Consider the following 25,446-nt stretch of genomic DNA (forward strand, 5'->3'; position numbering starts at 1 on the left):
TGTCAGCGGGCGTGGCTAATAGAAACTCACGGTTCCGTCGGGCCTGCGGCCGGGCCGCGGCACGACGACGAAACATCGCCGGACGGCTGGCCGTCCGGCTGCAAAGCATCAGGCGCCGACCGTTGCCGGGCGCGGCGCGGCCGAAGGCTGGCGGGAGATGCCCGCCTCGAATTCGGCACGGAAATACTTGAGGGCGCTGCCCAGCGGCTCGACGGCTCCCGGCGCGTGGGCGCAGAAGGTCTTGCCTGGGCCGAGGAAGTTGACCAGCTGCTCGAGGGTCTCGAGGTCGCCGGGCTGGCCTTCGCCCCGCTCCAGGGCGCGCAGCAGCTTCACGCTCCACGGCAGGCCATCGCGGCAGGGGGTGCACCAGCCGCAGGACTCGCGGGCGAAGAACTCTTCCATGTTGCGCAGCAGGGAAACCATGTTGATGCTGTCGTCCACCGCCATGGCCAGGCCGGTGCCCATCCGGGTGCCGACCTTGGCGATGCCGCCGGCGAACATCTGCGCATCCAGGTGCTCCGGGAGCAGGAAGCCGGTACCGGCGCCGCCGGGCTGCCAGGCCTTGAGCTGGAAGCCGTCGCGCATGCCGCCGGCGTAGTCCTCGAACAGCTCGCGGGCGCTGACGCCGAACGGCAGTTCCCACAGGCCGGGGTTCTTCACCTTGCCGGAGAAGCCCATCAGCTTGGTGCCCATGTCTTCGCTGCCGGGGCGGGCCAGGGTCTTGTACCAGTCCACGCCGTTGCCGACGATGGCCGGCACGTTGCACAGCGTCTCCACGTTGTTCACGCAGGTCGGCTTGCCCCAGACGCCGACGGCGGCAGGGAAGGGCGGTTTGGAACGCGGGTTGGCGCGGCGGCCTTCCAGCGAGTTGATCAGCGCGGTCTCTTCGCCGCAGATGTAGCGGCCGGCACCGGTGTGGACGAACAGCTCGAAATCGAAGCCGCTGCCGAGGATGTTCTTGCCGAGCAGGCCGGCGGCCTTGGCTTCGTCGATGGCGCGGTTGAGGTTGCGCGCCGCGTCGACGTATTCGCCGCGCAGGAAGATGTAGCCGCGGTAGGCCTTCAGCGCGCGCGCGGAAATCAGCATGCCTTCCACCAGCAGGTGCGGCAGCTGCTCCATGAGCATGCGGTCCTTCCAGGTGTTCGGCTCCATCTCGTCCGCGTTGCACAGCAGGTAGCGGATGTTCAGCGACTCGTCCTTCGGCATCAGGCCCCACTTCACGCCGGTGGGGAAGCCCGCGCCGCCGCGGCCCTTGAGGCCGGAGTCCTTGACGGTCTGGACGATGTCGTCCTGGGCCATCTGGGTCAGCGCCTTGCGCGCCGCGGCATAGCCGTCCTTGCTCTGGTATTCCTCGAGCCAGACGGGCTGGGCGTCTTCGCGCAGGCGCCAGGTCAGCGGATGGGTTTCCGCCGAACGCGCCATGCGGTTGGCCGGACCAATGGAGGTAAGGGTCATACGTAGGCCTCCAGCAGTTTGGCGACACCGTCGGGACGCACGTCGCCATGGGTGTCGTCGTCGATCATCAGCGCCGGGGCCTTGTCGCAGTTGCCCAGGCAGCAGACCGGGAGCAGGGTGAAGCGTCCGTCGGCGGTAGTCTGGCCGAGACCGATGCCGAGTTGCTTCTGGATCTCGCCGACCACCGACTCGTGGCCGCCGATGTAGCAGACCATGCTGTCGCAGACGCGGATGATGTGGCGGCCCACCGGCTGGCGGAATATCTGACTATAGAAGGTGGCGACGCCTTCGACGTCGCTGGCCGGGATCCCCAGCACCTCGCCGATCGCCGGGATGGCGCCGTCCGGCACCCAGCCGCGCTGTTTCTGGACGATCTTCAGGGCTTCGATGGACGCCGCGCGCGGGTCCTCGTAGTGATGCATTTCATGCTCGATGGACGAGCGCTCGGTTTCGCTGAGGACGAAACGGTCGGTCTGAATCAGGTTGCTCTGGCTCATGTCAGCGGTCCACGTCAGCCATAACGAAATCGATGCTACCCAGGTAGGCGATCAGGTCCGCGATCATGCTGCCGTTGATCACCGAGGGGATCTGTTGCAGGTGCGCGAAGCTGGGCGTCCGGATACGCGTGCGGTAGCTCATGGTGCTGCCGTCGCTGGTCAGGTAGTAGCTGTTGATACCCTTGGTCGCCTCGATCATCTGGAAGGCTTCGTTGGCCGGCATGACCGGGCCCCAGGAAACCTGCAGGAAGTGGGTGATCAGGGTTTCGATGTGTTGCAGCGTGCGTTCTTTCGGCGGCGGCGTGGTCAGCGGATGGTCGGCCTTGTAAGGGCCTTCCGGCATGTTCTTCAGGCACTGTTCGATGATCCGCAGGCTCTGGCGCATCTCGCCCATCTTGACCATGCAGCGGTCGTAGGCGTCGCCGTTGTGGGCCAGCGGTACCTCGAACTCGAAGTTCTCGTAGCCGGAGTAGGGGCGGGCCTTGCGCAGGTCGAAGTCGCAACCGGTGGCGCGCAGGCCGGCGCCGGTGGTGCCCCACTCGAGGGCTTCCTTGGTGTTGTACTGGGCGACGCCGATGGTCCGGCCGCGCAGGATGCTGTTCTTCAGGGCCGCGGTCTCGTACTCGTCGAGGCGCTTGGGCATCCAGTCGAGGAACTCGCGGACCAGCTTGTCCCAGCCGCGCGGCAGGTCGTGGGCGACGCCGCCGATGCGGTACCAGGCCGGGTGCAGGCGGAAGCCGGTGATGGCCTCGACCACCTTGTAGGCGCGCTGGCGGTCGGTGAAGGTGAAGAACACCGGGGTCATGGCGCCGACGTCCTGGATATAGGTGCCCAGGTACAGCAGGTGGTTCAGGATACGGAAGAACTCCGCCATCATGATCCGGATCACGTCGACCCGCTGCGGCACCTTGATCCCGGCGAGCTTCTCCACCGAGAGTACGTAGGGCAGGTTGTTCATCACCCCGCCGAGGTAGTCGATGCGGTCGGTGTAGGGAATGAAACTGTGCCAGGACTGGCGCTCGGCCATCTTCTCGGCGCCGCGGTGGTGGTAGCCGATCTCCGGGACGCAGTCGATGATCTCCTCGCCGTCCAGCTGCAGGATGATGCGGAACGCGCCGTGGGCGGACGGGTGGTTCGGGCCGAGGTTGAGGAACATGTAGTCCTCGTTCTCGCCGTGGCGCTTCATGCCCCAGTCTTCCGGCTTGAAGCGCAGGGCCTCCTGCTCCAGGTCCTGCTTGGCGGCGGACAGGGAGTAGGGATCGAACTCGGTGGCGCGCGCCGGGTAGTCCTTGCGCAGCGGATGGCCCTGCCAGGTCGGCGGCATCAGCATGCGGGTCAGGTGCGGGTGGCCGGTGAAGGTGATGCCGTACATGTCCCACACTTCGCGCTCGTACCAGTTGGCGTTGGGCCAGATACGGGTGGCGGTGGGCAGGTTGAGGTCGCGCTCGGACAAGGCGACCTTGATCATCACGTCACTATTACGCTCCAGCGACATCAGGTGGTAGAACACGCTGAAGTCGGCGCTCGGCAGGCCGCGGCGATGGGTGCGCAGCCGCTCGTCGACGCCGTGCAGGTCGTAGAGCATCACGTAGGGCTTGGGTACCTGACGGAGGAAGGTCAGGACTTCGATCAGTCTTTCGCGCGGGACCCAGAGCACCGGCATGCCGGTACGGGTGGGCTGGACGGTGAAGGTCTCGGCGCCAAAGCGGGAATTCAGTTCGACGACGATATCCTGGTCGTCTGCCTTGTAAGGCGGGATGTACAGAGCGGAGTCTGCAGTCATGGTCTCGGTCGCTTTCGGTCAACGGTGGGGTGAACGCGGCTGGTCTCGGCCGGCCAGCGGGGCTGGCCGGGAGTTCCGGATCACACTTCGTCGGGGCTGCGCAGGTTGGTCACCTGGATGCGCTGCTCGCGTTTCAGGTCTTTCTGGGCCGGCATTTCGGCGCGGTAGACCCCCTGGTCGCCAACGACCCAGGACAGCGGGCGGCGCTCCTGGCCGATGGATTCCTGCAACAGCATCAGGCCTTGCAGGAACGCCTCCGGACGGGGCGGGCAGCCGGGGATGTAGACGTCCACGGGGAGGAACTTGTCGACCCCCTGGACCACCGAATAGATGTCGTACATGCCGCCGGAATTGGCGCACGAGCCCATGGAGATAACCCACTTGGGTTCGAGCATCTGCTCGTAGAGGCGCTGGATGACCGGGGCCATCTTGATGAAGCAGGTGCCGGCGATGACCATGAAGTCGGCCTGGCGCGGCGACGCCCGGATCACTTCGGCGCCGAAGCGGGCGATATCGTGCGGCGCGGTGAAGGCGGTGGTCATCTCCACGTAGCAGCACGACAGCCCGAAGTTATAGGGCCAGAGCGAGTTCTTGCGACCCCAGTTGACGGTGGAGTTCAGCACATCCTCGAGCTTGCCCATGAAGATGTTCTTGTGAACCTGGCCCTCGACCAGCGGGTCGGCTACGGTTTCCCGTTCGCCTATCGGGTATTGGTCGTTGGCCGCATCGGGATCGATCCGGGTAAGTTTGTATTGCATCGCCAAAGCCTCATTGTTTTAGCTTCGCCTGCCGCTTGCGACGGCTTTCGGGAGCCCAATCGAGCGCACCGATCCGCCAAAGATAGACAAGACCCGCCAACAGAATTGCTATGAAAATGGTTGCCTCGATCAGGCCGGCCCAGCCGCTTTCGCGAACCGACACCGACCAGGCGAAGAGGAAGAGGGCTTCGACGTCGAAGATCACGAAGAGCATCGCGACCAGATAGAATTTTGCCGAGAGACGCAGGCGTGCGCCTCCGGTGGGGACGATCCCGGATTCGAAGGGTTCGTTCTTGCTGCGACCAAATGCCTTGCTGCCAAGCAGGGACGAAACCCCTAGCATGAAGGCGAGAAGGCCAACGACCCCTAGAAGGAAGGCAGCGAATCCCCAGTGATGAGCTGCAAGTTCAGCTGGGTTTGGCATGCTGATACTCCTTCTGTACCGGATATATAAGATCGTGGGTTCTGGGCGCAATGCCCGACTTCTTGTGCAACCCGCTGCGTAGTGAGCTAAGGGTTGTATGTATCTTTCCGATTTTATGCCCAAAGCGCCGGACAAGTAAATTTTTCTAACACAAACAGACGCTTCTCTGCTTTTTCCAGCGCTTTGGTTAATCCCCGAAACCCTCGTGAATGCTGTCTTTGCGAGAAATGGCGCGGCCTGGCTGGCTTTTGGTCGTATTGCCGCGAAGCGTGGTGGAGGGCTCTTTGCAAGGCTTCAAACGATAATGAATATCGTTTGCAATGTCGCATCCGTATAACTTCGCTACATATATTCTTCGCCGCGTTACTATTGTTTACCCTTTTATTGGTAATTACTCTCGCCCAATCCGTTATTGCATTAAACCGGGAATATTCTCCGGGCCGGGCGCATGGCGGTTTTTCTTCTTTCCGCACCATGGCAACCCGGCTGCGGCGCCGCCTGGGGCTGCGCCCGCGGTTCTTCGTGACGGATGCGAAGGCGCTGGGCAAGGTTTGCGGCGGTTCGCGTCGCAGCGTAGATGTAGTCGCTCCGGAGGTGCGCTACCTGGGGGCTGCGGTAGCGACCCGGGGTTTCTTGCCGACCCAGGCCCAGACCATTTCGCAGGCGATCGGCTGGTTGCCGTTCTCGTCGCTGACCAACACCGCCACGCGGACCTCGCCCTTGTCCTGTTGCCGGATCTGCTCGATCTGTCCGGCCTCCAGCGTCGCGATGGCGGTCAGGTCGCCCTGGGCGCGCTTGAGATAGTCGATCTTCATGGTCTTGATCAGCGGCAGCTTGTCGTCCGGTACGTTCATTCCGACCAGGAAGCCGCTGGCCGACTCGGCGAGCAAGGCCATCGCCGCGGCATGGATACCTTTTATGTGGTTCTGCACCGGTCGACGGTTCTTCAGGCTGAGGATGGCGCGCTCCTGTCCCAGTTCATGGATGCGCACCCTGGCAGTGCCGGCGAAGCGCACCTGGGAGCCCAGCAGCAGCGACAGGCTGCGGCTGCGCAGGCGGCGGGGGAGGAGGTTGATGGCGCCGACGGCGCGGCTGAGACGATTGCGCTTGGGCATGCTGGCGTCCTTCCATAGAGAGGGGAGCCTGCATTCCACCCGCTTTGCCCGGGCTTGCCCACGGCTGTAGCGGCGACCTGCGCCGGCATTCCGGCCAACGCAGGTCGTCGTGGCGCGTCAGAGCAGGCGTCGGCCGTCTTCGCGGGTGATCACCACGGTGGCCGAGCGTGGCCGGCGGCCCGGCCCGTCCGGCCAGGTGCTGAGGAGGTTATCGGCGGTCGAGCCTTCCCCCGGGTGCTGGATGTTGATGAACAGCGTACGGAAGTCCGGCGTCGCGGCAATGCCGGTCACCTCGCAACCCTGCGGACCGGTGAGGAAGCGCTTCAGTTCGCCGGTGCGCGGGTCGGCCACCAGCATCTGGTTGTTGCCGAACGGGCCGCTGCTCAACTGGCTGCCGCTCATGTCGGTCTGGATCCACAGGCGGCCTTCCGGGTCGAACCAGAGGCCGTCGGGGCTGGCCAGGATATTGTCCTGGTTCAGCGGCTTGCCGTCCGGGCCGCGGCTGTCTTCGCCGGGACCGGCGAGCATGAACAGGTCCCAGGTGAAGCGTTGCCCGGCATAGTCGCGGCTGCGTTCGCGCCAGCGGATGATATGGCCGTAGGCGTTCTTCACCCGTGGGTTGGCCGCGTCGGCGACGGTGCGCGACGTGTTGTTGGTGAGGGTGAAGTAGACGTCGCCGTTGTCCGGGTTGACCGCGCCCCACTCCGGGCGATCCATCTTGGTCGCGCCGAGGACATCGGCGGCCAGGCGGGTGTTGATCAGCACTTCGCCCTGGTCGGCGAAGCTCACCCCGGCCTTGCGACAGGCCGCGCGGAAGTTGCCGTCGGCGATGTCCAGCGGCAGCCACTGGCCGCTGCCATCGGCGTTGAAGCGGGCGACGTAGAGGGTGCCTTCGTCGAGCAGGCGAGCGTTGCTGCGACCCGGACGGAACTTGTCGCGGCTGACGTACTTGTAGATGTACTCGTTCTGCGAGTCGTCGCCGGAGTAGCAGACTACCTGGCGGCCCGGCTTGACCGGGGCGAAGACCAGGCCTTCGTGGGCGAAGCGGCCGAGAGCGGTGCGCTTGACCGGCACCGATTGCGGGTCGAACGGGTCGATCTCGACGATCCAGCCGAAGTTGTTCGGTTCGTTGCGGTAGTCGTCCTGGGCCTGTTTGCCCTTGCGGGTGGCGTCGAAGCGTTCGAACTCGTCGCCCGCCAGGGTTTCCCAGCCGAAACGGCTGGTGTTGCGAATGCCGTAGCGGGTCAGTTCGCGCGGCAGTTCGCTGTCTTGGGTGGAGAAATAGCCGACCCAGTTCTCCTCGCAGGTGAGGTAGGTGCCCCAGGGGGTGAAACCGTTGGAACAGTTGTTATGGGTGCCGCGGGTGCGGGTGCCGTCCGGACTGTGGCGGGTGCGCAGCAGTTCGTGGCCGCGCGCCGGGCCGGCGATACGCATCGGCGTGGCGGCGGTGATCCGGCGATTTCGTTGCGACGGCACGACATTCCACTCGCCACGCACGTTGCGACGGATCTCCACGACGGAAACGCCATGGGCGTTGATTTCCTTGCGCACTTCATCGGCGACGGTGCGCTTGCCATCGACCACGGTCGGGCCATTGGTGTGCAGCAGCGGCGCGTCGATGTATTCATGGTTGAGCACCAGCAGGCCATGGTTGCTGATGTGTCCGCCGCCGAAGCCGAACTGCGCGTCGATCGGGAAGAAGTGCATGCCGTCGTGGTGCATGCCGATCTGTTCGGCCTGGTCCTGGGCGCTGTTGCTGGCGTCGTCGAGGAAGCCCGGATAACTGCCGCTGATCGGGGTACCCCAGGGTATGAAGGGCGTCGCCTTGTAGCCGGCGGGCACCCGGATGGTATCGGCACGGCCGCTGGCGATGGCTTCGAAGGGCAAGCGGTTGCGGCGTTTGAAAGGCAAGCCGCGCAGGCCTTCCGCGGCGGGCACCTGCGCTTCGGCGGGAGCGGCGCTGGCGGGGAGCGCGACGCCGAGGAAGGCGAGGGCGCCGAGCGCCGCGCCGCCGGCCAGGACCTGGCGGCGGCCGAGGCCGGCGATCAGGTCGTTCATGTGCGGGTTGTTCGAATGGTTGCTGGGCAACTCGTCGCCATCACCGAACAGGATGGCATCTTTTTTCTCCAGGCTCACGGACGTGCTCCTTGTGGGCTGATCGGCGGAGCATTGACGCTAACCGCTGAAAGCGACGGGACGATGACAGGCACTCGAGGCCTTTTGCCATGATCCGGAAATGAAAAACCCCGGCCGGAGCCGGGGTTTTCGCGAGGCGGGCCGGGCAGATCGTGGCTGCCCGGCTGGCCCCTGTTCCTTAGTGGAACTGGTTCATGGTGTTGTCTTTGCCGCTGGCCTTCAGAGCGGCTTCGCCAGCGAAGTACTCTTTATGGTTGTCGCCGATGTCGGAGCCCGCCATGTTCTGGTGCTTGACGCAGGCGATGCCCTGGCGCAGTTCCTGGCGCTGCACGCCCTTCACGTAGGCCAGCATGCCTTCGTCGGCGAAGTAGCCCTTGGCCAGGTTGTCGGTGGACAGCGCGGCGGTGTGGTAGGTCGGCAGGGTGATCAGGTGGTGGAAGATGCCGGCGTGGGCCGAGCCATCGCGCTGGAAGGTGCGGATCTTCTCGTCGGCGACCTTGGCCAGCTCGGTGTCGTCGTACTCGACGCTCATCAGCTTGTTGCGGTCGTAGGCGGAAACGTCCTTGCCTTCGGCGACGAACGCATCGAACACCTGCTGGCGGAAGTTCAGGGTCCAGTTGAAGGACGGGCTGTTGTTGTAGACCAGCTTGGCGTTCGGAATCACTTCGCGGATGCGATCGACCATTGCCTTGATCTGGCCGACGTGCGGCTTCTCGGTTTCGATCCAGAGCAGGTCGGCGCCGTTCTGCAGCGAGGTGATGCAATCCAGGACGCAGCGATCTTCGCCGGTGCCCTTGCGGAACTGGAACAGGTTGGAGGCCAGGCGCTTCGGACGCAGCAGCTTGCCTTCGCGCTTGATCACGACGTCGCCGTTGCCCAGCTCGGCCTCGGAGATCTCTTCGCAATCCAGGAAGGAGTTGTACAGGTCGCCCAGGTCGCCCGGCTCGTTGGTCACGGCGATCTGCTTGGTCAGGCCGGCGCCCAGGGAGTCGGTACGGGCGACGATCACGCCATCGTCCACGCCCAGCTCGAGGAAGGCGTAGCGTACGGCATTGATCTTGGCGAGGAAGTCGATGTGCGGAACGGTGACCTTGCCGTCCTGGTGGCCGCACTGCTTCTCGTCGGACACCTGGTTCTCGATCTGGATGCAGCAGGCGCCGGCTTCGATCATCTTCTTGGCCAGCAGGTAGGTCGCCTCGGCGTTGCCGAAGCCGGCGTCGATGTCGGCGATGATCGGCACCACGTGGGTTTCGAAGTTGTCGATCTGGGCCAGCAGCTCGGCTTCCTTGGCCTTGTCGCCAGCGGCGCGGGCAGCGTCCAGGCCGGTGAACAGCAGGTCCAGCTCGCGGGCGTCAGCCTGGCGCAGGAAGGTGTACAGCTCTTCGATCAGGCCGGAAACCGCGGTTTTCTCGTGCATGGACTGGTCCGGCAGCGGGCCGAAGTCGGAGCGCAGCGCGGCGACCATCCAACCGGACAGGTAGAGGTAGCGCTTGTTGGTGGTCTTCAGGTGCTTCTTGATCGAGATCAGCTTCTGCTGCCCGATGAAGCCGTGCCAGCAACCCAGCGACTGGGTGTAGACGGAGGAGTCCGCATCGTATTCGGCCATGTCCTTGCGCATGATGGCCGCGGTGTACTTGGCGATATCCAGGCCGGTCTTGAAGCGGTTCTGGATACGCATGCGAGCTGCGTACTCGGGGTTGATCGCGCTCCAGCTGCTGCCGTTCTTCTCTTTCAGCGCGGCAACTGCCTTGATCTCGTTCTGATATGCGGACATGGTCAATCCTTCAAGAAATGTATTGGTTGAGCACCGACTGACCCACTCAAAACCTGCTGGTGAAGGTTGTCTTGCGGGTGGCTCACCGCTGCATGGCGAGAGAATGACCGTGGCGAAGAATGACGCCGAGGAGGGGGTGGAGACGAACAGTTCGCGGACCGTGCTTCTCGACTGGATCAAGTGCCGTTCGGCTCGTGGTTGCCGGTGGGCGACTCGCTGTCGAGTCTTTCGATCTGGCTGATACGTAAACGCTTCCCCGTCCCTCAGGACAACTTCGTTCCAGTCGCAATCTCGTCAAGCCGCCTTGTGGGCAGATCAACACGGTGGAGGCCGAGGGCGTATCGGCGCAGGCACCGGGAGCTCGTCGTTTCAGAGCCCCTGATTAGCGGGAGCGGGGCCATCATGCTCTGGAAAAAATCCGTCGTCAAACGTTTTGTAGTGTTTTTTCAAGACTACTACACGAAGGTCTAAGAGTGACCGGATGGTCTTGTCTGGTCGAGATGTTTCCGTTTGCATCGAAAATGCCCGCAAAAGCCCGCGCCCCGCGGCTTTGCCGGAGCGGGAGGCAATTCGCGCTGGAAAGAGCGCCGTCGGTCAGTCGAGGGTTTCGACTTTCAGGCGCAGGCTGGTGTCGTCGCGTCCCTGGGTCGAGTAGCGACGCACGAAGCCGTGCTGGTCGGCTTGGTTCTGTTCGCTGACGCCGCCCAGGGTGATCCACTCGCCGAGCTTGCCGCTGACCCGGGTGTCGGTGCTCTGGGTATCGATGACGCCGGGATGGCTCTGGCTGAGGCGGTCATTGCTGGAGCTGATGGTGACGTGCACCAGGTTGCCGGTCAGCGTCGCGGTGACGTAGAAGCCGCGGTTGACGTTGCGGTATTCGGTCTGGCTGTAGATCTGCCCGTAGGGACCGGTGGCGGTGCTGGTGATGGGGACGCTCTGGCCGACCTGGATCAGCGCCGGGTAGCCCTCGGTGGCCTGGACCTGCTGGCTGCCGCCGGAACGGCTGTCGGTGGAGCGACGGATGATGCGGACTCGATCCTTGCCGTTGACCTCGCCGCGGCCGCTCTGGATCTCGATGTTGCCGGCGCTGGCCGAACCATCCACCGAATAGCCGCGGCTGTCCTGTTGCAGGTTCTCGCTGGTATCCACGGTGATCAGCAGGCGATGCGGGCGCGAGTCGATCTGCTGCAGGACCGATTGCAACTCGCGGATCTTCGCCGGCTCGGCATTGACGATCAACTGGTTGCCATAGGCGGTGACCTTGCCTTCGCTGCCGATGACCGACTGGGCCACCGCCATCACGTCGTCGGCGGTGCGGTAGTTGAGCGGGATCACTTCGGTGCGCGGGGCGGCCGAGGCACCGAGAACGACTGTCGCCAACAGCGAGGAGAGCAGGGTGGTGCGCAACAGGGTCACAGGAGGAAGCTCCGCAGGTCCGGGTCGGAAAGACTGGTGTCCCAGGCCTGCTCGAAGCGGGCCTGGAGTTGACGCACCCGCCCGGCGGCACGGTAGCAGGCGTAGCCCGCCGGTTGCGCCGGTTTCGGGCGCAGCAGCAGGCCCTGGTCGTCGGCCAGGAGGAAGGCGTCGTCCTCTTTAGGGTAGTCCGGGTTGAGGCGGCGGATCAGGCAGTTGCTCGACAGGCGGCGCGAAAGGTTGATCAGGCGGTGGCCGTTGCGCACGGCCTGGGCGCTGTCGCCAACGAGGATACGCAGGCGATTGCGTGGATTGGCCAGGAGAAAACGGGTGCAGGCTTCCTGGATGCTGCTGTGGTGATAGAGCCAGCTTTCCAGGTCGGGACTGTGCAGGCAGAGCGAGCGGCGGGCCTGCTGCAGGAGGGCCAGGGCATGGGCGCGGGCTTCCTGCGGATGCTCGAAGCGCTCCAGCGGCTCATGTTCGCCGAGGCGGAATGGCGCTGGTTCCCAGCGTTCCGCAGGCAGCGCGGCGCTGGCCGGGTTGCGTACCGCAAAGCACCCCGGAGAGCTGAATTCGATGGCCGGCAGGTCGGCCGGCGAGGTCTCCGGGGCGTCGCTCATCGGGCCTCAGTCGCTGTCGCGAACCATGTCGACATGGGGCAGGCCGGCGTCGAGGAACTCGCCGCTGTCGACCTTGAAGCCCAGTCGCTCGTAGAAGGGTATGGCATAGACCTGCGCGGTCAGCAGTTGGCGCTTCAGGCCGCGTCGCTCGGCTTCCTCGATGGCCGCGCGCATCAGCGCGTCGCCTACCTTCAGGCCGCGCCAGTCCTTGAGTACCGAGACCCTGCCGATGTGCCCGTCGCCCAGCAGGCGCGCGGTGCCGATCGCGTATTCGCCTTCATAGGCGAGAAAATGCACGGCTTCGTCGTCTTCGGCGTCCCACTCCAGTTCCGGCGGAACCGACTGTTCGGCAATGAAGACCGCTTCGCGGATGCGGCGCAGCTCGGCATTGTCCTTCTGCCAGTCGGCTACGCGTACGCGGATCTTATTCATCTGCAAACTCCAAACTGCCCTGTTTGACCAACTCCGCCAACAGCTTACGCGCATCGTCATCGGCCAGCCATTGGCCGAGGTTTTCCAGATGCAACGCATCGGCCGAGCAGACCAGCTTCAGCAGTTCCTTGAGCTGCCCGGGCAGGAGTACGCTCTGGCCGCTGGCGAACAGCACCAGGCCGATGTCGATCTCGCTCCAGGCCAGGCGGGCGCTGGGGTTGCGCACCAGCAGCGCGCCATCCTCGAGGGCGCCGAACAGCTCCTCCTCGGGGATCTCCTCGCCGGCAACCAGTTCGGGATAGCGCGGCTCGGTCATGAACTGGCCGAACCAAGTCAGCAGCAGGCGCTCGTCGCTCATGTGCTCCTGGATCAGGCCCTGCAGGCGCTCCAGAGCGTCGCGCTGGATCTGGTGCGGATCGTCGCCTACCGGTTGCAGGCCGGCATCGGTGTAGCGCTCCTCGTCGGAGAGGAACTGGCCGAGGAAGTCGGTGAAATGGGTCAGCACTTCGGCGGCGCTGGGCGCGCGGAAGCCGATCGAGTAGGTCATGCACTCGTCTTCGGCGATGCCGTAGTGGGCGAGGCGCGGGGGCAGGTAGAGCATGTCGCCGGGCTCCAGGACCCACTCGTCGCTCTGTTCGAAGTCGGCGAGGATGCGCAGGTCGGCGTGCTCGCGCAGCGGGCTGTCGCTGCTGCACATCTGTCCGACTTTCCAGCGCCGGCGTCCGTGGCCCTGAAGCAGGAATACGTCGTAGTTGTCGAAGTGCGGACCGACGCCGCCGCCGGGAGCGGCGTAGCTGATCATTACGTCGTCGATCCGCCAGCTGGGCAGGAAGCGGAATTGCTCCAGCAGTTGGGCGACTTCCGGGACGAACTGGTCGACCGCCTGGACCAGCAGGGTCCAGTCCTGTTCCGGCAGGTGCTGGTAGTCCTCCTCCTGGAACGGGCCACGGCGCATTTCCCACGGGGTTTTCCCGTGTTCGAGGACGATGCGCGATTCCACCGACTCCTCCAGCGACAGCCCGGCCAGCTCGTCGGCGGACAGCGGGCTTTCGAAGTCCGGGATCGCCTGGCGGACCAGCAGCGGTTTGCGCTGCCAGTAGTCGCGGAGGAATTCGGCAGCGGTCAGTCCGCCCAGAAGTTGCAGGGGAGTATCAGCATTCATGGTTAAGTCCTTGAAACAAAAACGCCCGGCGCAGCCGGGCGTGCAAAAGGGTTGCGTGCTCAGATGCGCTTGGCCTGGGCGGCGGCATTGCCGACGTAGCCGGCCGGGGTCAGCTTCTTCAGCTCGACCTTGGCCTCGGCGGGAATCGCCAGCTCTTCGATGAAAGTCTGCAAGGCTTCGGCGCTGATGCCTTTGCCGCGGGTCAGTTCCTTCAGCTTCTCGTAGGGGTTTTCCACGCCATAGCGACGCATCACGGTCTGCACCGGCTCGGCGAGGACTTCCCAGCAGGCGTCCAGGTCCTCGGCGATGCGCTGGGCGTTCAGCTCCAGCTTGCCGATGCCCTTCAGGCTGGCCTCGTAGGCGATGACGCTGTGGGCGATGCCGACGCCGAGGTTGCGCAGCACGGTGGAGTCGGTCAGGTCGCGCTGCCAGCGCGAGATCGGCAGCTTGCTGGCCAGGTGCTGGAACAGCGCGTTGGCGATGCCGAGGTTACCCTCGGAGTTCTCGAAGTCGATCGGGTTGACCTTGTGCGGCATGGTCGAGGAGCCGATCTCGCCGGCCACGGTCTTCTGCTTGAAATAGCCGAGGGAGATGTAGCCCCAGACGTCGCGGTCGAAGTCGATGAGAATGGTATTGAAGCGGGCGATCGCATCGAACAGCTCGGCGATGTAGTCGTGCGGCTCGATCTGGGTGGTGTAGGGGTTGAAGGTCAGGCCGAGGTCGCCTTCGATGAACTGGCGGGCGTTGGCTTCCCAGTCGACTTCGGGATAGGCGGACAGGTGGGCGTTGTAGTTGCCCACGGCGCCGTTGATCTTGCCCAGCAACTCGATGCCGGCGACCTGCTTGATCTGCCGCTCCAGGCGGTAGACGACGTTAGCCAGTTCCTTGCCCAGGGTGGTCGGCGAGGCGGGCTGGCCGTGGGTGCGGGAGAGCATCGGCACGTCGGCGAATTTCACCGCCAGTTCGCGGATGGCCTCGGCGATCTGGCGCATCAGCGGCAGCAGCACGCTGTCGCGACCCTCGCGGAGCATCAGGGCGTGGGACAGGTTGTTGATGTCCTCGGAGGTGCAGGCGAAGTGGATGAACTCGCTGACCGCGGCCAGCTCCGGGAGCTTGGCGGCCTGTTCCTTGAGCAGGTACTCCACGGCTTTCACGTCGTGGTTGGTGGTGCGCTCGATTTCCTTGATGCGTTCGGCGTGTTCCAGCTGGAAGTCGCTGGCCAGGCTGTCGAGCAGGGCGTTGGCTTCGGCGGAGAACGGCGCGACCTCGGGAATCCCGGCGTGGGCGGCGAGGCGCTGCAGCCAGCGGACTTCCACCATGACGCGGAAACGGATCAGGCCGTATTCGCTGAAGATCGGACGCAGGCTGCTGGTTTTGCCGGCATAGCGGCCATCGACGGGGGATACCGCGGTGAGCGAGGAAAGCTGCATGAGACGTTCTCGTGGCTGGAAGTCAACGAAAAAGGGGCGCATATCATACATGAAAGGTGCGCCCCGGTGGGGCATTCAGCGGGGCCTTTCGGCGGGGCGGTTGCCCAGCAGGGGGATCAGGCTGGCGGCGAAGATCAGGGCGGCGCCGAGCAGCGACGTGTGGCTGGGCAGTTCGTCCCAGCGCAGCCAGGCGATCACCCCGGCGAAAACGATGGCCATGTAGGCGATCGGTCCGATCACTCCCGGGGAGGCCAGGGCATAGGCCTGCGACATGGTCAGTTGGCCGAGGCTGGCGAACAGTCCGGCGCCGAGCAGCAGGAGCAGTTCCTGGCCGTTCAGCGGCTGCCAGGCCCAGGCCAGCGGCACGGCGGAGAACAGGGTGCCGAACAGGGCGAAGTAGAACACGATGCGATAGGCTGGCTCGCTGTCGCTCATTTCGCGGATCGAGACGAAGGCGCAGGCAGCCATCAGGCTGGAGGCGATGCCGACCAGGGCGATCGGCGCCACTACCGCGCCGCTGGGCCTGGCCACCAGCAGCACGCCGAGGAAGCCGACCAGGGTGGCGACCATCATGCGGCGGGTCAGCGGCTCCTTGATCCACAGGTGTGCGATCAGCGGCGTGAACACCGGCGCGGCATAGCTGAACAGCATGGCGTCGGTCAGCGGCAGGTGGGCGAGGGCGTAGAAGTAGCAGTACATGCCGCCCAGGCCGTAGGTGGTGCGCAGCAGGTGCGATAGCGGGCGGCGGGTGCGCAGCGGGCCGATGCCGCGAGTCAGCGCCAGGGGCAGGAAGAACAGCACGCCGACGAGGTTGCGGAAGAACACCACGGTTTCGTTGTTGACGGTGCTGGAGGCCTCGCGGATCAGGCCGCCCATCAGGGCGAAGAACAGCGCCGAAAGAGCCAGCATGGCGGCGCCCTGGGTCGGGCTGTTGCGCCGTTGCGGCTGGCTCCCGGCCATGGCCATGGCTAGCCGCGCAGCAGGGGATAGAGTTCGTTGAGCAGCCGGCGCCGGCTGAATACCATCTGCCAGCGGCTGCCGCCCAGTTGCCGCCAGAGCCGCGCCGAGCGGATGCCGGCGAGCAGCAGGGCGCGGATCCGCGCGGCGTTGCTGCTGACCTGCAGGTGGCGCATGTCGCCGTGTACCTGGATGCGCTGGCGGAAGGTGCTGAGGGTGTCCTGGTAGATGCTGGCGAACGAGGCGATGACGTTCTCGTGGACCAGGCCGAAGTGCTGGACCTGCTGTTCGACCTGGTCGAGGCGCTGGCCGATCAGGTCGAGCATGTCGCCGCGCTTGTCCAGTTGCCGTTCCAGGGTCAGCATCGCCAGGGCGTAGCGCAGCGGTTCGCGCTGCAGGCTGCCGGGCTTGCGCTCCAGGGCGCTGGCCAGGGCCTTGAAGCCGTCGCGCAGGTTGAGGCTGTCGCCACCGTAGACGTCCAGGGTGCTGGCCGGGTTGCGCGCCAGCAGGCTGCCGAGCATGCAGCCCATCGGGGCTTCGCTGATCTGCCCGGTGCGTGCCAGCTTGTCGACCAGGGCTGCGGATTCGAAGACGGCGCCGAGGGCAATCAGTTGCTGTCGCGGATCGCTCACGGGCGTCCTCCGAAATCCCAGGCTTCCGCCGTTTCGATCACGCCGCCACCGAGGCAGACGTCGCCGTCGTAGAACACCACCGATTGCCCCGGGGTCACTGCGCGCTGCGGTTCGTCGAACACCGCGCGGTAGCCTTCGGCGATTTTCTCCAGGACGCAGTCCTGGTCGCTCTGCCGGTAGCGCACCTTGGCCCGCAGGCGGCGCGGCCGCTCCAGTTCGACCGGGTTGACCCAGTAGATTCGCGAGGCCAGCAGGGCGCGGGAGAACAGCAGCGGGTGGTCGTTGCCCTGGCCGACCAGCAGCACGTTGCGTTGCAGGTCCTTGCCGAGCACGTACCAGGGATCGTCGCCGGCTTCCTTGAGACCGCCGATGCCGAGGCCCTGGCGCTGACCGATGGTGTGGTACATCAGGCCGCTGTGGCGACCGATGACCTTGCCTTCGGTGGTCTCGATGTCGCCCGGCTGGGCCGGCAGGTACTGCTTGAGGAAATCGGTGAAGCGTCGCTCGCCAATGAAGCAGATGCCCGTGGAGTCCTTCTTCTTCGCCGTGGCGAGGCCATGCTTCTCGGCGATGGCGCGGACTTCCGGCTTCTCCAGTTCGCCGACGGGGAACAGGCTGCGGGCGATCTGCTCGCCGCCCACCGCGTGCAGGAAGTAGCTCTGGTCCTTGTTCGGGTCCAGGCCCTTGAGCAGCTCGGTGCGCCCGTCGCGGTCGCGGCGCCGCACATAGTGGCCGGTGGCGATCAGGTCCGCGCCGAGCATCAGCGCGTAGTCGAGGAACGCCTTGAACTTGATTTCGCGGTTGCAGAGGATGTCCGGGTTCGGCGTACGGCCGGCCTTGTACTCGGCAAGGAAGTGCTCGAACACGTTATCCCAGTATTCCGCGGCGAAGTTCGCCGTGTGCAGCTTGATGCCGATCCGGTCGCAGACGGCCTGGGCGTCGGCCAGGTCCTCGCGGGCGGTACAGTATTCGGTGCCGTCGTCCTCGTCCCAGTTCTTCATGAACAGGCCTTCGACCTGATAGCCCTGCTGCAACAGGAGCAGGGCGGAGACGGACGAGTCGACGCCGCCGGACATGCCGACGATCACGCGCTCGCGGCGTGGGGTGGGGGCGGATTCAGACATAGCGATCAGGCGTCACGGGCGAATTCGTAAAACGCGGATTCTATCAGGCCTGGGGCAGGGAGGGCGACACGTGGGTGTCGCGGATCAGCGCCAGGGGATAGCGGCCGCCGGCCAGGTAGTCGTCGATGCAGCGCAGCACCAGGTGGCTGCGCCAGCGCTGCGGCTGGGCGGCCAGTTCGTCGCGGGTCAGCCAGCGCGGGCCGATGATGCCGTCGTCGAGGGCGCGTTCGGGGTGGTGGCGCACGGGGCGGGCGGCGAAGCATACGCGCTGATAGGTGACACCGTTGGACGGGGCGGTGTACAGGTAGATGCCGGTGACGGCGCTCAGCTCGACCTCCCAGCCGGTTTCCTCGAGGGTTTCGCGCAGGGCGGCCTCGAGCAGGCTTTCGGCGGGCTCCAGGTGCCCGGCGGGCTGGTTCAGCACCTCGCGGCCGTCGGCCTGTTCCTCGACCAGCAGGAAGCGGCCCTGGTCCTCGACGATGGTCGCTACGGTGACATGGGGATGCCAGCTCATGGATGTCTCCTCGGTACGGAAAAGGCCTCGATAAAAAGAAACCCCGAGCGTAGGCCCGGGGTTTCTGCTTCGTCAGCGTGACGCTATCAGGCCAGGCTGTCGATCGCCGCGTTGAAGGTGGCGCTGGGGCGCATCACCTTGCTGGTCAGCTCCGGGTTGGAGCGATAGTAGCCGCCGATCTCGGCCGGCTTGCCCTGGACCGCATTGAGTTCGGCGACGATGGTCGCTTCCTGCTCGGTCAGGGCCTTGGCCAGCGGTGCGAAGTGCGCTTTCAGTTCGGCGTCTTCGTCCTGGGCGGCCAGGGCCTGGGCCCAGTACATCGCCAGGTAGAAGTGGCTGCCGCGGTTGTCGATGTCGCCGACCTTGCGCGACGGCGACTTGTTGTTGTCCAGCAGCTTGCCGGTGGCTTCGTCCAGCGCCTTGCCGAGCAGCTTGGCCTTGGCGTTGCCGGTCTTGATCCCGGTTTCCTCCAGGGACACGGCCAGGGCCAGGAACTCGCCCAGGGAGTCCCAGCGCAGGTAGTTCTCTTCCACCAGTTGCTGGACGTGCTTGGGTGCCGAGCCGCCGGCGCCGGTTTCGTACATGCCGCCGCCCGCCATCAGCGGAACGATGGAGAGCATCTTGGCCGAGGTGCCCAGTTCCATGATCGGGAACAGGTCGGTCAGGTAGTCGCGCAGGACATTGCCGGTCACCGAGATGGTGTCCTTGCCGCGGATCAGGCGTTCCATGCTGACGCGAATGGCCTCGTTGTAGCCCATGATGCTGATGTCGAGACCGGTCAGGTCGTGGTCCTTGAGGTACAGCTCGACCTTCTTGCGCAGTTCGCGGTCGTGGGCGCGCTCCGGGTCCAGCCAGAAGATCGCCGGGGTATCGGACTGGCGTGCGCGGGTGACGGCCAGCTTGACCCAGTCGCGGATCGGTGCGTCCTTGGTCTGGCAGGCGCGCCAGATGTCGCCGGTCTCCACGTCGTGCTGCATCAGCACGCTGCCGTCGGCCAGGACCACGCGCATGGTGCCGTCGGCGGTCATTTCGAAGGTCTTGTCGTGGGAGCCGTATTCCTCGGCCTTCTGCGCCATCAGGCCGACGTTCGGCACGCTGCCCATGGTGGTCGGGTCGAAGGCGCCGTTGGTCTTGCAGAAGTTGATCATCTCCTGGTAGATGCGGGCGTAGGTGCTTTCCGGCATTACCGCCTTGGTGTCTTTCTGCTTGCCGTCCTTGCCCCACATCTGGCCGGAGTTGCGGATCATCGCCGGCATCGAGGCGTCGACGATGACGTCGCTCGGAATGTGCAGGTTGGTGATGCCTTTCACGGAGTCGACCATCGCCATTTCCGGGCGGTGGCTGTACACCTCGTGGATGTCGTGGAGGATCTCTTCCTGCTGGGAGGCGGGCAGCGACTTGATCTTGTCGTAGACGCTGGAGATACCGTTGTTCGGGTTCACGCCGAGCTCTTCGAAGAGTTGGCCCCACTTGTCGAAGACGTCCTTGTAGTAGACGCTCACCGCATGTCCGAAGACGATCGGGTGGGAAATCTTCATCATGGTCGCCTTGACGTGCAGGGACCACATGACGCCGGTTTCCTTGCAGTCCTGCAGGGTCTTCTCGAAGAAGTCGCGCAGCTTGCCGCAGCTCATGAACATGCTGTCGAGCACTTCGCCTTCCTGCAGGCTCAGTTGCTTCTTGACCTCGACCTTGCCGTCCTTGCCGACGAATTCGATGCGCACGTCACCGGCCTTGGCCATGGTGATGGACTGTTCGCTGGAGAAGAAGTCGCCGCCGCGCATGTAGTCGGCGTGGGAGCGCGAGGCCATGCTCCACTTGCCCATGGAGTGCGGGTGCTTGCGGGCGTAGGCCTTCACTGCGGCAGGCGCGCGACGGTCGGAATTGCCTTCGCGCAGGACCGGGTTCACGGCGCTGCCGAGGATCTTCGCGTAGCGTGCGCGAACCTCTTTCTCTTCGTCGGTCTGCGGGTCTTCCGGGAAGTCGGGAACCTTGTAGCCCAGGCCCTGCAGCTCGGCGATCGCGCCTTTCAGCTGGGGCACCGAGGCGCTGATGTTGGGCAGCTTGATGATATTGGCGTCGGGCGAGGTGGCCAGGACCGCCAGGCGGGCGAGGTCGTCTTCGATACGCTGGTCGGCTTCGAGGCGGTCGGCGAAGTTGGCCAGGATGCGTCCTGCAAGAGAGATGTCGCTGGTCTCGACGTCGATGCCGGCGGAAGCGGCAAAGGCCTTGACGATGGGGAGGAGCGAGTAGGTGGCGAGCGCGGGTGCTTCGTCGGTGAAGGTGTAGGTGATCTTCGAGCGGATGGACATCTACGGTAACTCTCTTTTTTGCTGGGCGCGCACAGAGTCTCGATACGCGTTGGTGGACGCGATGCCTTCGCTCAACATCGGGTTGAATCGAAATCGAGATATGCCGCGGGATATAGGGGCGCCAGTAGAGCGTTGTACGGCGGGTTCATGGTGGCGAACCCGACGCTGCGAGGGGAGAGGGTCTGGTCCCAGACTGCTCGGACCTCGATGACTGCGAAGTCATGGCGCGCAGTATACCACCCTCTCGCCGGGCTGATGCGCTCGCCTGTTTAGACTAAGGAAGATGTGGTTTCCGGGCGGACAACTGGGCTACCCTAGAAGGCTGCAACAGGGTTTTAACCACAACACGGAGTTCAGCATGGGATACCAAAAGATCCAGGTGCCGGCGACCGGTGACAAAATCACTGTGAATGCCGACATGTCCTTGAGCGTACCGAAGAACCCGATCATCCCGTTCATCGAGGGTGATGGCATCGGCGTCGATATCAGCCCGGTCATGATCAAGGTTGTCGACGCTGCAGTGGAAAAAGCATACAAGGGCGAGCGCAAGATCGCCTGGATGGAAGTCTACGCCGGCGAGAAGGCCACCCAGGTGTATGACCAGGACACCTGGCTGCCCCAGGAAACCCTGGACGCCGTGCGCGACTACGTGGTTTCCATCAAGGGCCCGCTGACCACCCCGGTCGGTGGCGGCATCCGCTCCCTGAACGTGGCCCTGCGCCAGCAACTCGATCTCTACGTCTGCCAGCGCCCGGTACGCTGGTTCGAAGGCGTGCCCAGCCCGGTGAAGAAGCCCGGCGACGTGGACATGGTGATCTTCCGCGAGAACTCCGAGGACATCTATGCCGGCGTCGAGTGGAAGGCCGGTTCGCCGGAAGCGGAGAAGGTCATCAAGTTCCTCACCGAGGAAATGGGCGTCAAGAAGATCCGCTTCACCGAGAACTGCGGCATCGGCATCAAGCCGGTTTCCCAGGAAGGCACCAAGCGCCTGGTGCGCAAGGCCCTGCAATACGCCGTCGACAACGACCGCAGTTCGGTGACCCTGGTGCACAAGGGCAACATCATGAAGTTCACCGAGGGTGCCTTCAAGGATTGGGGCTACGAAGTCGCGCGCGATGAATTCGGCGCCGAGCTGCTGGACGGCGGTCCGTGGATGCAGTTCAAGAATCCGAAGACCGGCAAGAACGTCGTGGTCAAGGACGTGATCGCCGACGCCATGTTGCAGCAGATCCTGCTGCGCCCCGCCGAGTACGACGTGATCGCCACCCTGAACCTGAACGGCGACTATCTCTCCGACGCCCTGGCGGCCGAGGTCGGCGGCATCGGCATCGCGCCCGGCGCCAACCTGTCCGATTCGGTGGCCATGTTCGAGGCGACCCACGGCACCGCGCCGAAGTACGCCGGCCAGGACAAGGTCAACCCGGGTTCGCTGATCCTCTCCGCGGAGATGATGCTGCGCCACATGGGTTGGACCGAGGCGGCCGACCTGATCATCAAGGGCACCAACGGGGCGATCGCCGCCAAGACCGTGACCTATGACTTCGAACGCCTGATGGACGGCGCGACCCTGCTGTCCTGCTCGGAGTTCGGCGACGCGATGATTGCCAAGATGTAGGAAGGGCTAGCGCCCGAACGAGAAAAAGGCCGGTTCGCACCGGCCTTTTTCATTTCCGCATCCGCGCTGGGGTCAGGCTTCGATGGGCGTCGCCTGCGGCTCTTCCTGCGGGGCGGGGGCGGAGGGTGCGGCGGTTGTCGCGGTGGCGGGGCTGATGTTGATGGCATGCAGTCCCTTCGGTCCCTGGATGATCTCGAAATTGACCGGCTGGCCCGCCTTGAGTGTCTTGTAACCGTCCATCTGAATGGCCGAGTAATGGGCGAACAGGTCCTCATCTCGGCCCTCGGCCAGGATGAACCCGTAGCCCTTGGCGTTGTTGAACCACTTGACCTTACCGCTGAGCATGCTCATATCCCTCTGCAAAGGACTCCAACGCTGGAGTATCATCCACTACGATCCCGCGTCCGACCTGGGTCGAGACGGGTGCGGAACCCCTGATACCCTGTAGGGGTATTCCATTGTTTGTAACACCCTTTTGCAGTTAGTCAAGGCGCTGAACCATACGCCTGAGAAACGGATCAACATCATGTCGGTCCATAACTTTCCAGAAAGGCAAAGCTTTTTTTCCTCATGCATGCACCTAGCCAGATTCGACTAACATTCAATCAGGACCATCCCGAGCCTCATGAGCACGAGGACGAAGGGGCGGGGCTCGCGGTACAGGAGTCGAAGCCTGTATTACAGCCGCCACCGTTGTATAAGGTGGTACTGTTCAACGACGATTACACGCCGATGGACTTTGTTGTTGAAGTGCTGGAAGTGTTCTTCAACATGGACCGGGAAAAAGCCACCAAGATCATGTTGACGGTACATACTCAGGGTAAGGCGGTCTGCGGCTTGTTTACCCGGGACGTGGCCGAAACCAAGGCGATGCAGGTCAATCAGTATGCACGGGAGAGCCAGCATCCATTGCTCTGCGAGATAGAGAAAGACAGTTGATCGGATGTTTGGGAGCGAGGTGAAGCCATGTTGAATCGAGAGCTCGAAGTCACCCTCAATCTCGCCTTCAAGGAGGCGAGGGCCAAACGCCATGAATTCATGACGGTTGAGCACCTGCTGCTGGCCTTGCTGGACAATGAGGCGGCGGCAACGGTATTGCGTGCGTGCGGTGCCAACCTGGACAAGCTGCGGCGCGACCTGCAGGAATTCATCGATTCCACCACGCCGCTGATCCCGCAGCACGACGACGAGCGCGAAACCCAGCCGACGCTGGGCTTCCAGCGCGTCCTGCAGCGTGCGGTGTTCCACGTGCAGAGTTCCGGCAAGCGCGAAGTGACCGGGGCCAATGTCCTGGTGGCGATCTTCAGCGAACAGGAAAGCCAGGCGGTGTTCCTGCTCAAGCAGCAGAGCATCGCGCGTATCGATGTGGTGAACTACATCGCCCATGGTATCTCCAAGGTGCCCGGGCATGCCGAACATCCGCAGGATGGGGAGCAGGATATGCAGGATGAGGAAGGTGGCGAGTCGGCCACGTCCAACCATCCGCTGGACGCCTATGCCAGCAACCTCAACGAACTGGCTCGCCAGGGGCGGATCGACCCGCTGGTGGGGCGTGAGCATGAAGTCGAGCGGGTGGCGCAGATCCTTGCCCGCCGGCGCAAGAACAACCCGCTGCTGGTAGGCGAGGCGGGGGTCGGCAAGACGGCCATCGCCGAGGGCCTGGCCAAACGCATCGTCGATGGCCAGGTGCCGGACCTGCTGGCCGACAGCGTGGTCTACTCCCTCGACCTGGGTGCCTTGCTCGCGGGTACCAAGTACCGCGGCGACTTCGAGAAGCGCTTCAAGGCCTTGCTCAACGAGTTGCGCAAGCGCCCGCACGCGGTGCTGTTCATCGACGAGATCCATACCATCATTGGCGCCGGTGCGGCATCCGGCGGGGTAATGGACGCCTCCAACCTGCTCAAGCCGGTTCTGTCCTCGGGCGAGATCCGCTGCATCGGCTCGACCACCTTCCAGGAGTTCCGCGGCATCTTCGAGAAGGACCGGGCCTTGGCGCGGCGCTTCCAGAAGGTCGACGTGACCGAGCCGTCGGTGGAAGACACCTATGGCATCCTCAAGGGCCTCAAGGGGCGCTTCGAGCAGCATCACCACATCGAGTACAGCGACGAGGCGCTGCGCGCCGCGGCCGAGCTGGCGGCGCGCTACATCAACGACCGGCACATGCCGGACAAGGCCATCGACGTCATCGACGAGGCGGGCGCCTACCAGCGCCTGCAGCCGGAAGAGAAGCGCGTGAAGCGCATCGAGGTGGCGCAGGTCGAGGATATCGTGGCGAAGATCGCGCGGATCCCGCCGAAACACGTCACCACCTCCGACAAGGAGTTGCTGCGCAACCTCGAACGCGACCTCAAGCTGACCGTGTTCGGCCAGGACGACGCCATCGAGTCGCTGTCCACGGCGATCAAGCTGTCCCGGGCCGGGCTCAAGGCGCCGGACAAGCCGGTCGGCTCGTTCCTCTTCGCCGGTCCCACCGGCGTGGGCAAGACCGAGGTGGCGCGGCAGTTGGCGAAGGCCTTGGGCGTGGAGCTGGTGCGCTTCGACATGTCCGAGTACATGGAGCGGCATACCGTGTCGCGGCTGATCGGTGCGCCTCCGGGCTACGTCGGCTTCGACCAGGGCGGCCTGCTCACCGAGGCGATCACCAAGACCCCGCACTGCGTGTTGCTGCTCGACGAGATCGAGAAGGCTCACCCGGAGGTCTTCAACCTGCTGCTGCAGGTGATGGACCACGGCACCCTGACCGACAACAACGGGCGCAAGGCGGACTTCCGCAACATCATCCTGATCATGACCACCAACGCCGGCGCGGAAGTGGCGGCGCGCGCGTCGATCGGCTTCAACCAGCAGGATCACACCACCGATGCGATGGAAGTGATCAAGAAGAGCTTCACCCCGGAGTTCCGCAACCGCCTGGATACCATCATCCAGTTCGGCCGCCTGAGCACCGAGACGATCAAGAGCGTGGTCGACAAGTTCCTCACCGAGCTGCAGGCGCAGCTGGAGGACAAGCGCGTCCAGCTCGAGGTCAGCGATGCGGCGCGCGGCTGGCTGGCGGAGAAGGGCTACGACGTGCAGATGGGTGCGCGACCGATGGCGCGGCTTATCCAGGACAAGATCAAGCGGCCGTTGGCCGAGGAGATCCTGTTCGGCGAGCTGGCCGAGCATGGCGGCCTGGTGCATGTCGACCTGAAGGGCGACGAGCTGGCCTTCGAGTTCGAGATCACGGCGGCGGAGCCCGCCTGATCCGAGCGAGGCAACGAAAACGCCCGGCAGATGCCGGGCGTTTTCTTTTG

Annotated in this window: 22 protein-coding genes; 3 read left to right on the top strand and 19 right to left on the bottom strand. The window is 64.4% G+C overall.

Going from position 1 to position 25,446, the window contains the following annotated elements:
* Positions 1 to 108 precede the first annotated feature (108 nt).
* The 18 genes from nuoF to ACTJJX_RS17990 form a co-directional block, all read right to left on the bottom strand.
* A complete protein-coding gene (nuoF, locus tag ACTJJX_RS17905) occupies positions 109 to 1,455 on the bottom strand; it encodes an NADH-quinone oxidoreductase subunit NuoF (protein WP_003097674.1) in 1,347 nt (448 codons plus the stop codon).
* Positions 1,452 to 1,952 carry an NADH-quinone oxidoreductase subunit NuoE gene (gene nuoE / locus ACTJJX_RS17910; protein ID WP_003090460.1) on the bottom strand — a complete coding sequence of 167 codons (501 nt, stop codon included), beginning with the start codon at positions 1,950 to 1,952 and terminating at the stop codon, positions 1,452 to 1,454. Before nuoE ends, nuoF begins: the two co-directional genes overlap by 4 nt.
* A gap of 1 nt (position 1,953) precedes the next feature.
* Positions 1,954 to 3,735 carry an NADH-quinone oxidoreductase subunit C/D gene (nuoC, locus tag ACTJJX_RS17915; RefSeq protein ID WP_003090458.1) on the bottom strand — a complete coding sequence of 594 codons (1,782 nt, stop codon included), beginning with the start codon at positions 3,733 to 3,735 and terminating at the stop codon, positions 1,954 to 1,956.
* Positions 3,736 to 3,815: 80 nt separating this feature from the next.
* Positions 3,816 to 4,493, bottom strand: coding sequence for a NuoB/complex I 20 kDa subunit family protein (locus tag ACTJJX_RS17920; RefSeq protein ID WP_003090455.1), 678 nt, complete (start codon positions 4,491 to 4,493; stop codon positions 3,816 to 3,818).
* A 10-nt stretch (positions 4,494 to 4,503) separates the two neighbouring features.
* Positions 4,504 to 4,917, bottom strand: a complete 414-nt coding sequence (locus ACTJJX_RS17925) for an NADH-quinone oxidoreductase subunit A (protein WP_003090452.1) — start codon at positions 4,915 to 4,917, stop codon at positions 4,504 to 4,506.
* A 599-nt stretch (positions 4,918 to 5,516) separates the two neighbouring features.
* Positions 5,517 to 6,071, bottom strand: coding sequence for a DUF4442 domain-containing protein (locus tag ACTJJX_RS17930; RefSeq protein WP_016852736.1), 555 nt, complete (start codon positions 6,069 to 6,071; stop codon positions 5,517 to 5,519).
* Between the two features lie 78 nt (positions 6,072 to 6,149).
* Positions 6,150 to 8,168 (bottom strand): PhoX family protein, encoded by a 2,019-nt coding sequence (locus tag ACTJJX_RS17935; RefSeq protein WP_016852737.1) that lies wholly within the window; start codon positions 8,166 to 8,168, stop codon positions 6,150 to 6,152.
* A gap of 178 nt (positions 8,169 to 8,346) precedes the next feature.
* Complete coding sequence (locus ACTJJX_RS17940; protein ID WP_003090447.1) at positions 8,347 to 9,942, bottom strand: isocitrate lyase; 1,596 nt, start codon at positions 9,940 to 9,942, stop codon at positions 8,347 to 8,349.
* A 594-nt stretch (positions 9,943 to 10,536) separates the two neighbouring features.
* Positions 10,537 to 11,358: a secretin N-terminal domain-containing protein gene (locus ACTJJX_RS17945; RefSeq protein ID WP_003108752.1), complete on the bottom strand. Its 822-nt coding sequence runs from the start codon at positions 11,356 to 11,358 to the stop codon at positions 10,537 to 10,539.
* Complete coding sequence (locus ACTJJX_RS17950) at positions 11,355 to 11,975, bottom strand: hypothetical protein (RefSeq protein ID WP_003097664.1); 621 nt, start codon at positions 11,973 to 11,975, stop codon at positions 11,355 to 11,357. Before ACTJJX_RS17950 ends, ACTJJX_RS17945 begins: the two co-directional genes overlap by 4 nt.
* Positions 11,976 to 11,981: 6 nt before the next feature.
* Positions 11,982 to 12,407: a GNAT family N-acetyltransferase gene (locus tag ACTJJX_RS17955; RefSeq protein WP_003090444.1), complete on the bottom strand. Its 426-nt coding sequence runs from the start codon at positions 12,405 to 12,407 to the stop codon at positions 11,982 to 11,984.
* Complete coding sequence (locus ACTJJX_RS17960; protein ID WP_003097663.1) at positions 12,400 to 13,569, bottom strand: ribosomal protein uL16 3-hydroxylase; 1,170 nt, start codon at positions 13,567 to 13,569, stop codon at positions 12,400 to 12,402. Before ACTJJX_RS17960 ends, ACTJJX_RS17955 begins: the two co-directional genes overlap by 8 nt.
* Positions 13,570 to 13,628: 59 nt before the next feature.
* A complete protein-coding gene (purB, locus tag ACTJJX_RS17965) occupies positions 13,629 to 14,999 on the bottom strand; it encodes an adenylosuccinate lyase (RefSeq protein WP_003090442.1) in 1,371 nt (456 codons plus the stop codon).
* Between the two features lie 75 nt (positions 15,000 to 15,074).
* The gene (locus ACTJJX_RS17970) at positions 15,075 to 15,965 is read right to left on the bottom strand and encodes a DMT family transporter (RefSeq protein ID WP_003097658.1); all 891 of its coding nucleotides are present in this window, start codon (positions 15,963 to 15,965) and stop codon (positions 15,075 to 15,077) included.
* A 2-nt stretch (positions 15,966 to 15,967) separates the two neighbouring features.
* Positions 15,968 to 16,588, bottom strand: a complete 621-nt coding sequence (gene hflD / locus ACTJJX_RS17975) for a high frequency lysogenization protein HflD (RefSeq protein ID WP_003116717.1) — start codon at positions 16,586 to 16,588, stop codon at positions 15,968 to 15,970.
* On the bottom strand, positions 16,585 to 17,712 hold the full coding sequence (gene mnmA, locus ACTJJX_RS17980) for a tRNA 2-thiouridine(34) synthase MnmA (RefSeq protein WP_003143820.1): 1,128 nt from the start codon (positions 17,710 to 17,712) through the stop codon (positions 16,585 to 16,587). Before mnmA ends, hflD begins: the two co-directional genes overlap by 4 nt.
* Positions 17,713 to 17,755: 43 nt before the next feature.
* Entirely contained in the window at positions 17,756 to 18,226 is a 471-nt protein-coding gene (locus ACTJJX_RS17985; protein ID WP_003097654.1) for an NUDIX hydrolase, read from the bottom strand.
* A gap of 86 nt (positions 18,227 to 18,312) precedes the next feature.
* Positions 18,313 to 20,538, bottom strand: a complete 2,226-nt coding sequence (locus tag ACTJJX_RS17990) for an NADP-dependent isocitrate dehydrogenase (protein WP_003116719.1) — start codon at positions 20,536 to 20,538, stop codon at positions 18,313 to 18,315.
* A gap of 358 nt (positions 20,539 to 20,896) precedes the next feature.
* Here ACTJJX_RS17990 and icd point away from each other — a divergent pair, with 358 nt between their 5' ends.
* Positions 20,897 to 22,153 (top strand): NADP-dependent isocitrate dehydrogenase, encoded by a 1,257-nt coding sequence (gene icd, locus ACTJJX_RS17995; protein WP_003090436.1) that lies wholly within the window; start codon positions 20,897 to 20,899, stop codon positions 22,151 to 22,153.
* A 72-nt stretch (positions 22,154 to 22,225) separates the two neighbouring features.
* Here icd and cspD read toward each other — a convergent pair whose 3' ends face one another.
* The gene (cspD, locus tag ACTJJX_RS18000) at positions 22,226 to 22,498 is read right to left on the bottom strand and encodes a cold shock domain-containing protein CspD (protein ID WP_003090435.1); all 273 of its coding nucleotides are present in this window, start codon (positions 22,496 to 22,498) and stop codon (positions 22,226 to 22,228) included.
* Positions 22,499 to 22,723: 225 nt separating this feature from the next.
* On the opposite strand from cspD, the gene clpS reads away from it, so the two are divergent.
* Positions 22,724 to 23,092: an ATP-dependent Clp protease adapter ClpS gene (gene clpS, locus ACTJJX_RS18005; protein ID WP_003097649.1), complete on the top strand. Its 369-nt coding sequence runs from the start codon at positions 22,724 to 22,726 to the stop codon at positions 23,090 to 23,092.
* Between the two features lie 27 nt (positions 23,093 to 23,119).
* Positions 23,120 to 25,396, top strand: coding sequence for an ATP-dependent Clp protease ATP-binding subunit ClpA (clpA, locus tag ACTJJX_RS18010; protein ID WP_003090432.1), 2,277 nt, complete (start codon positions 23,120 to 23,122; stop codon positions 25,394 to 25,396).
* Positions 25,397 to 25,446: the final 50 nt, after the last annotated feature.

Source organism: Pseudomonas sp. 22490, assembly GCF_052044465.1.
GTDB lineage: Bacteria > Pseudomonadota > Gammaproteobacteria > Pseudomonadales > Pseudomonadaceae > Pseudomonas > Pseudomonas aeruginosa.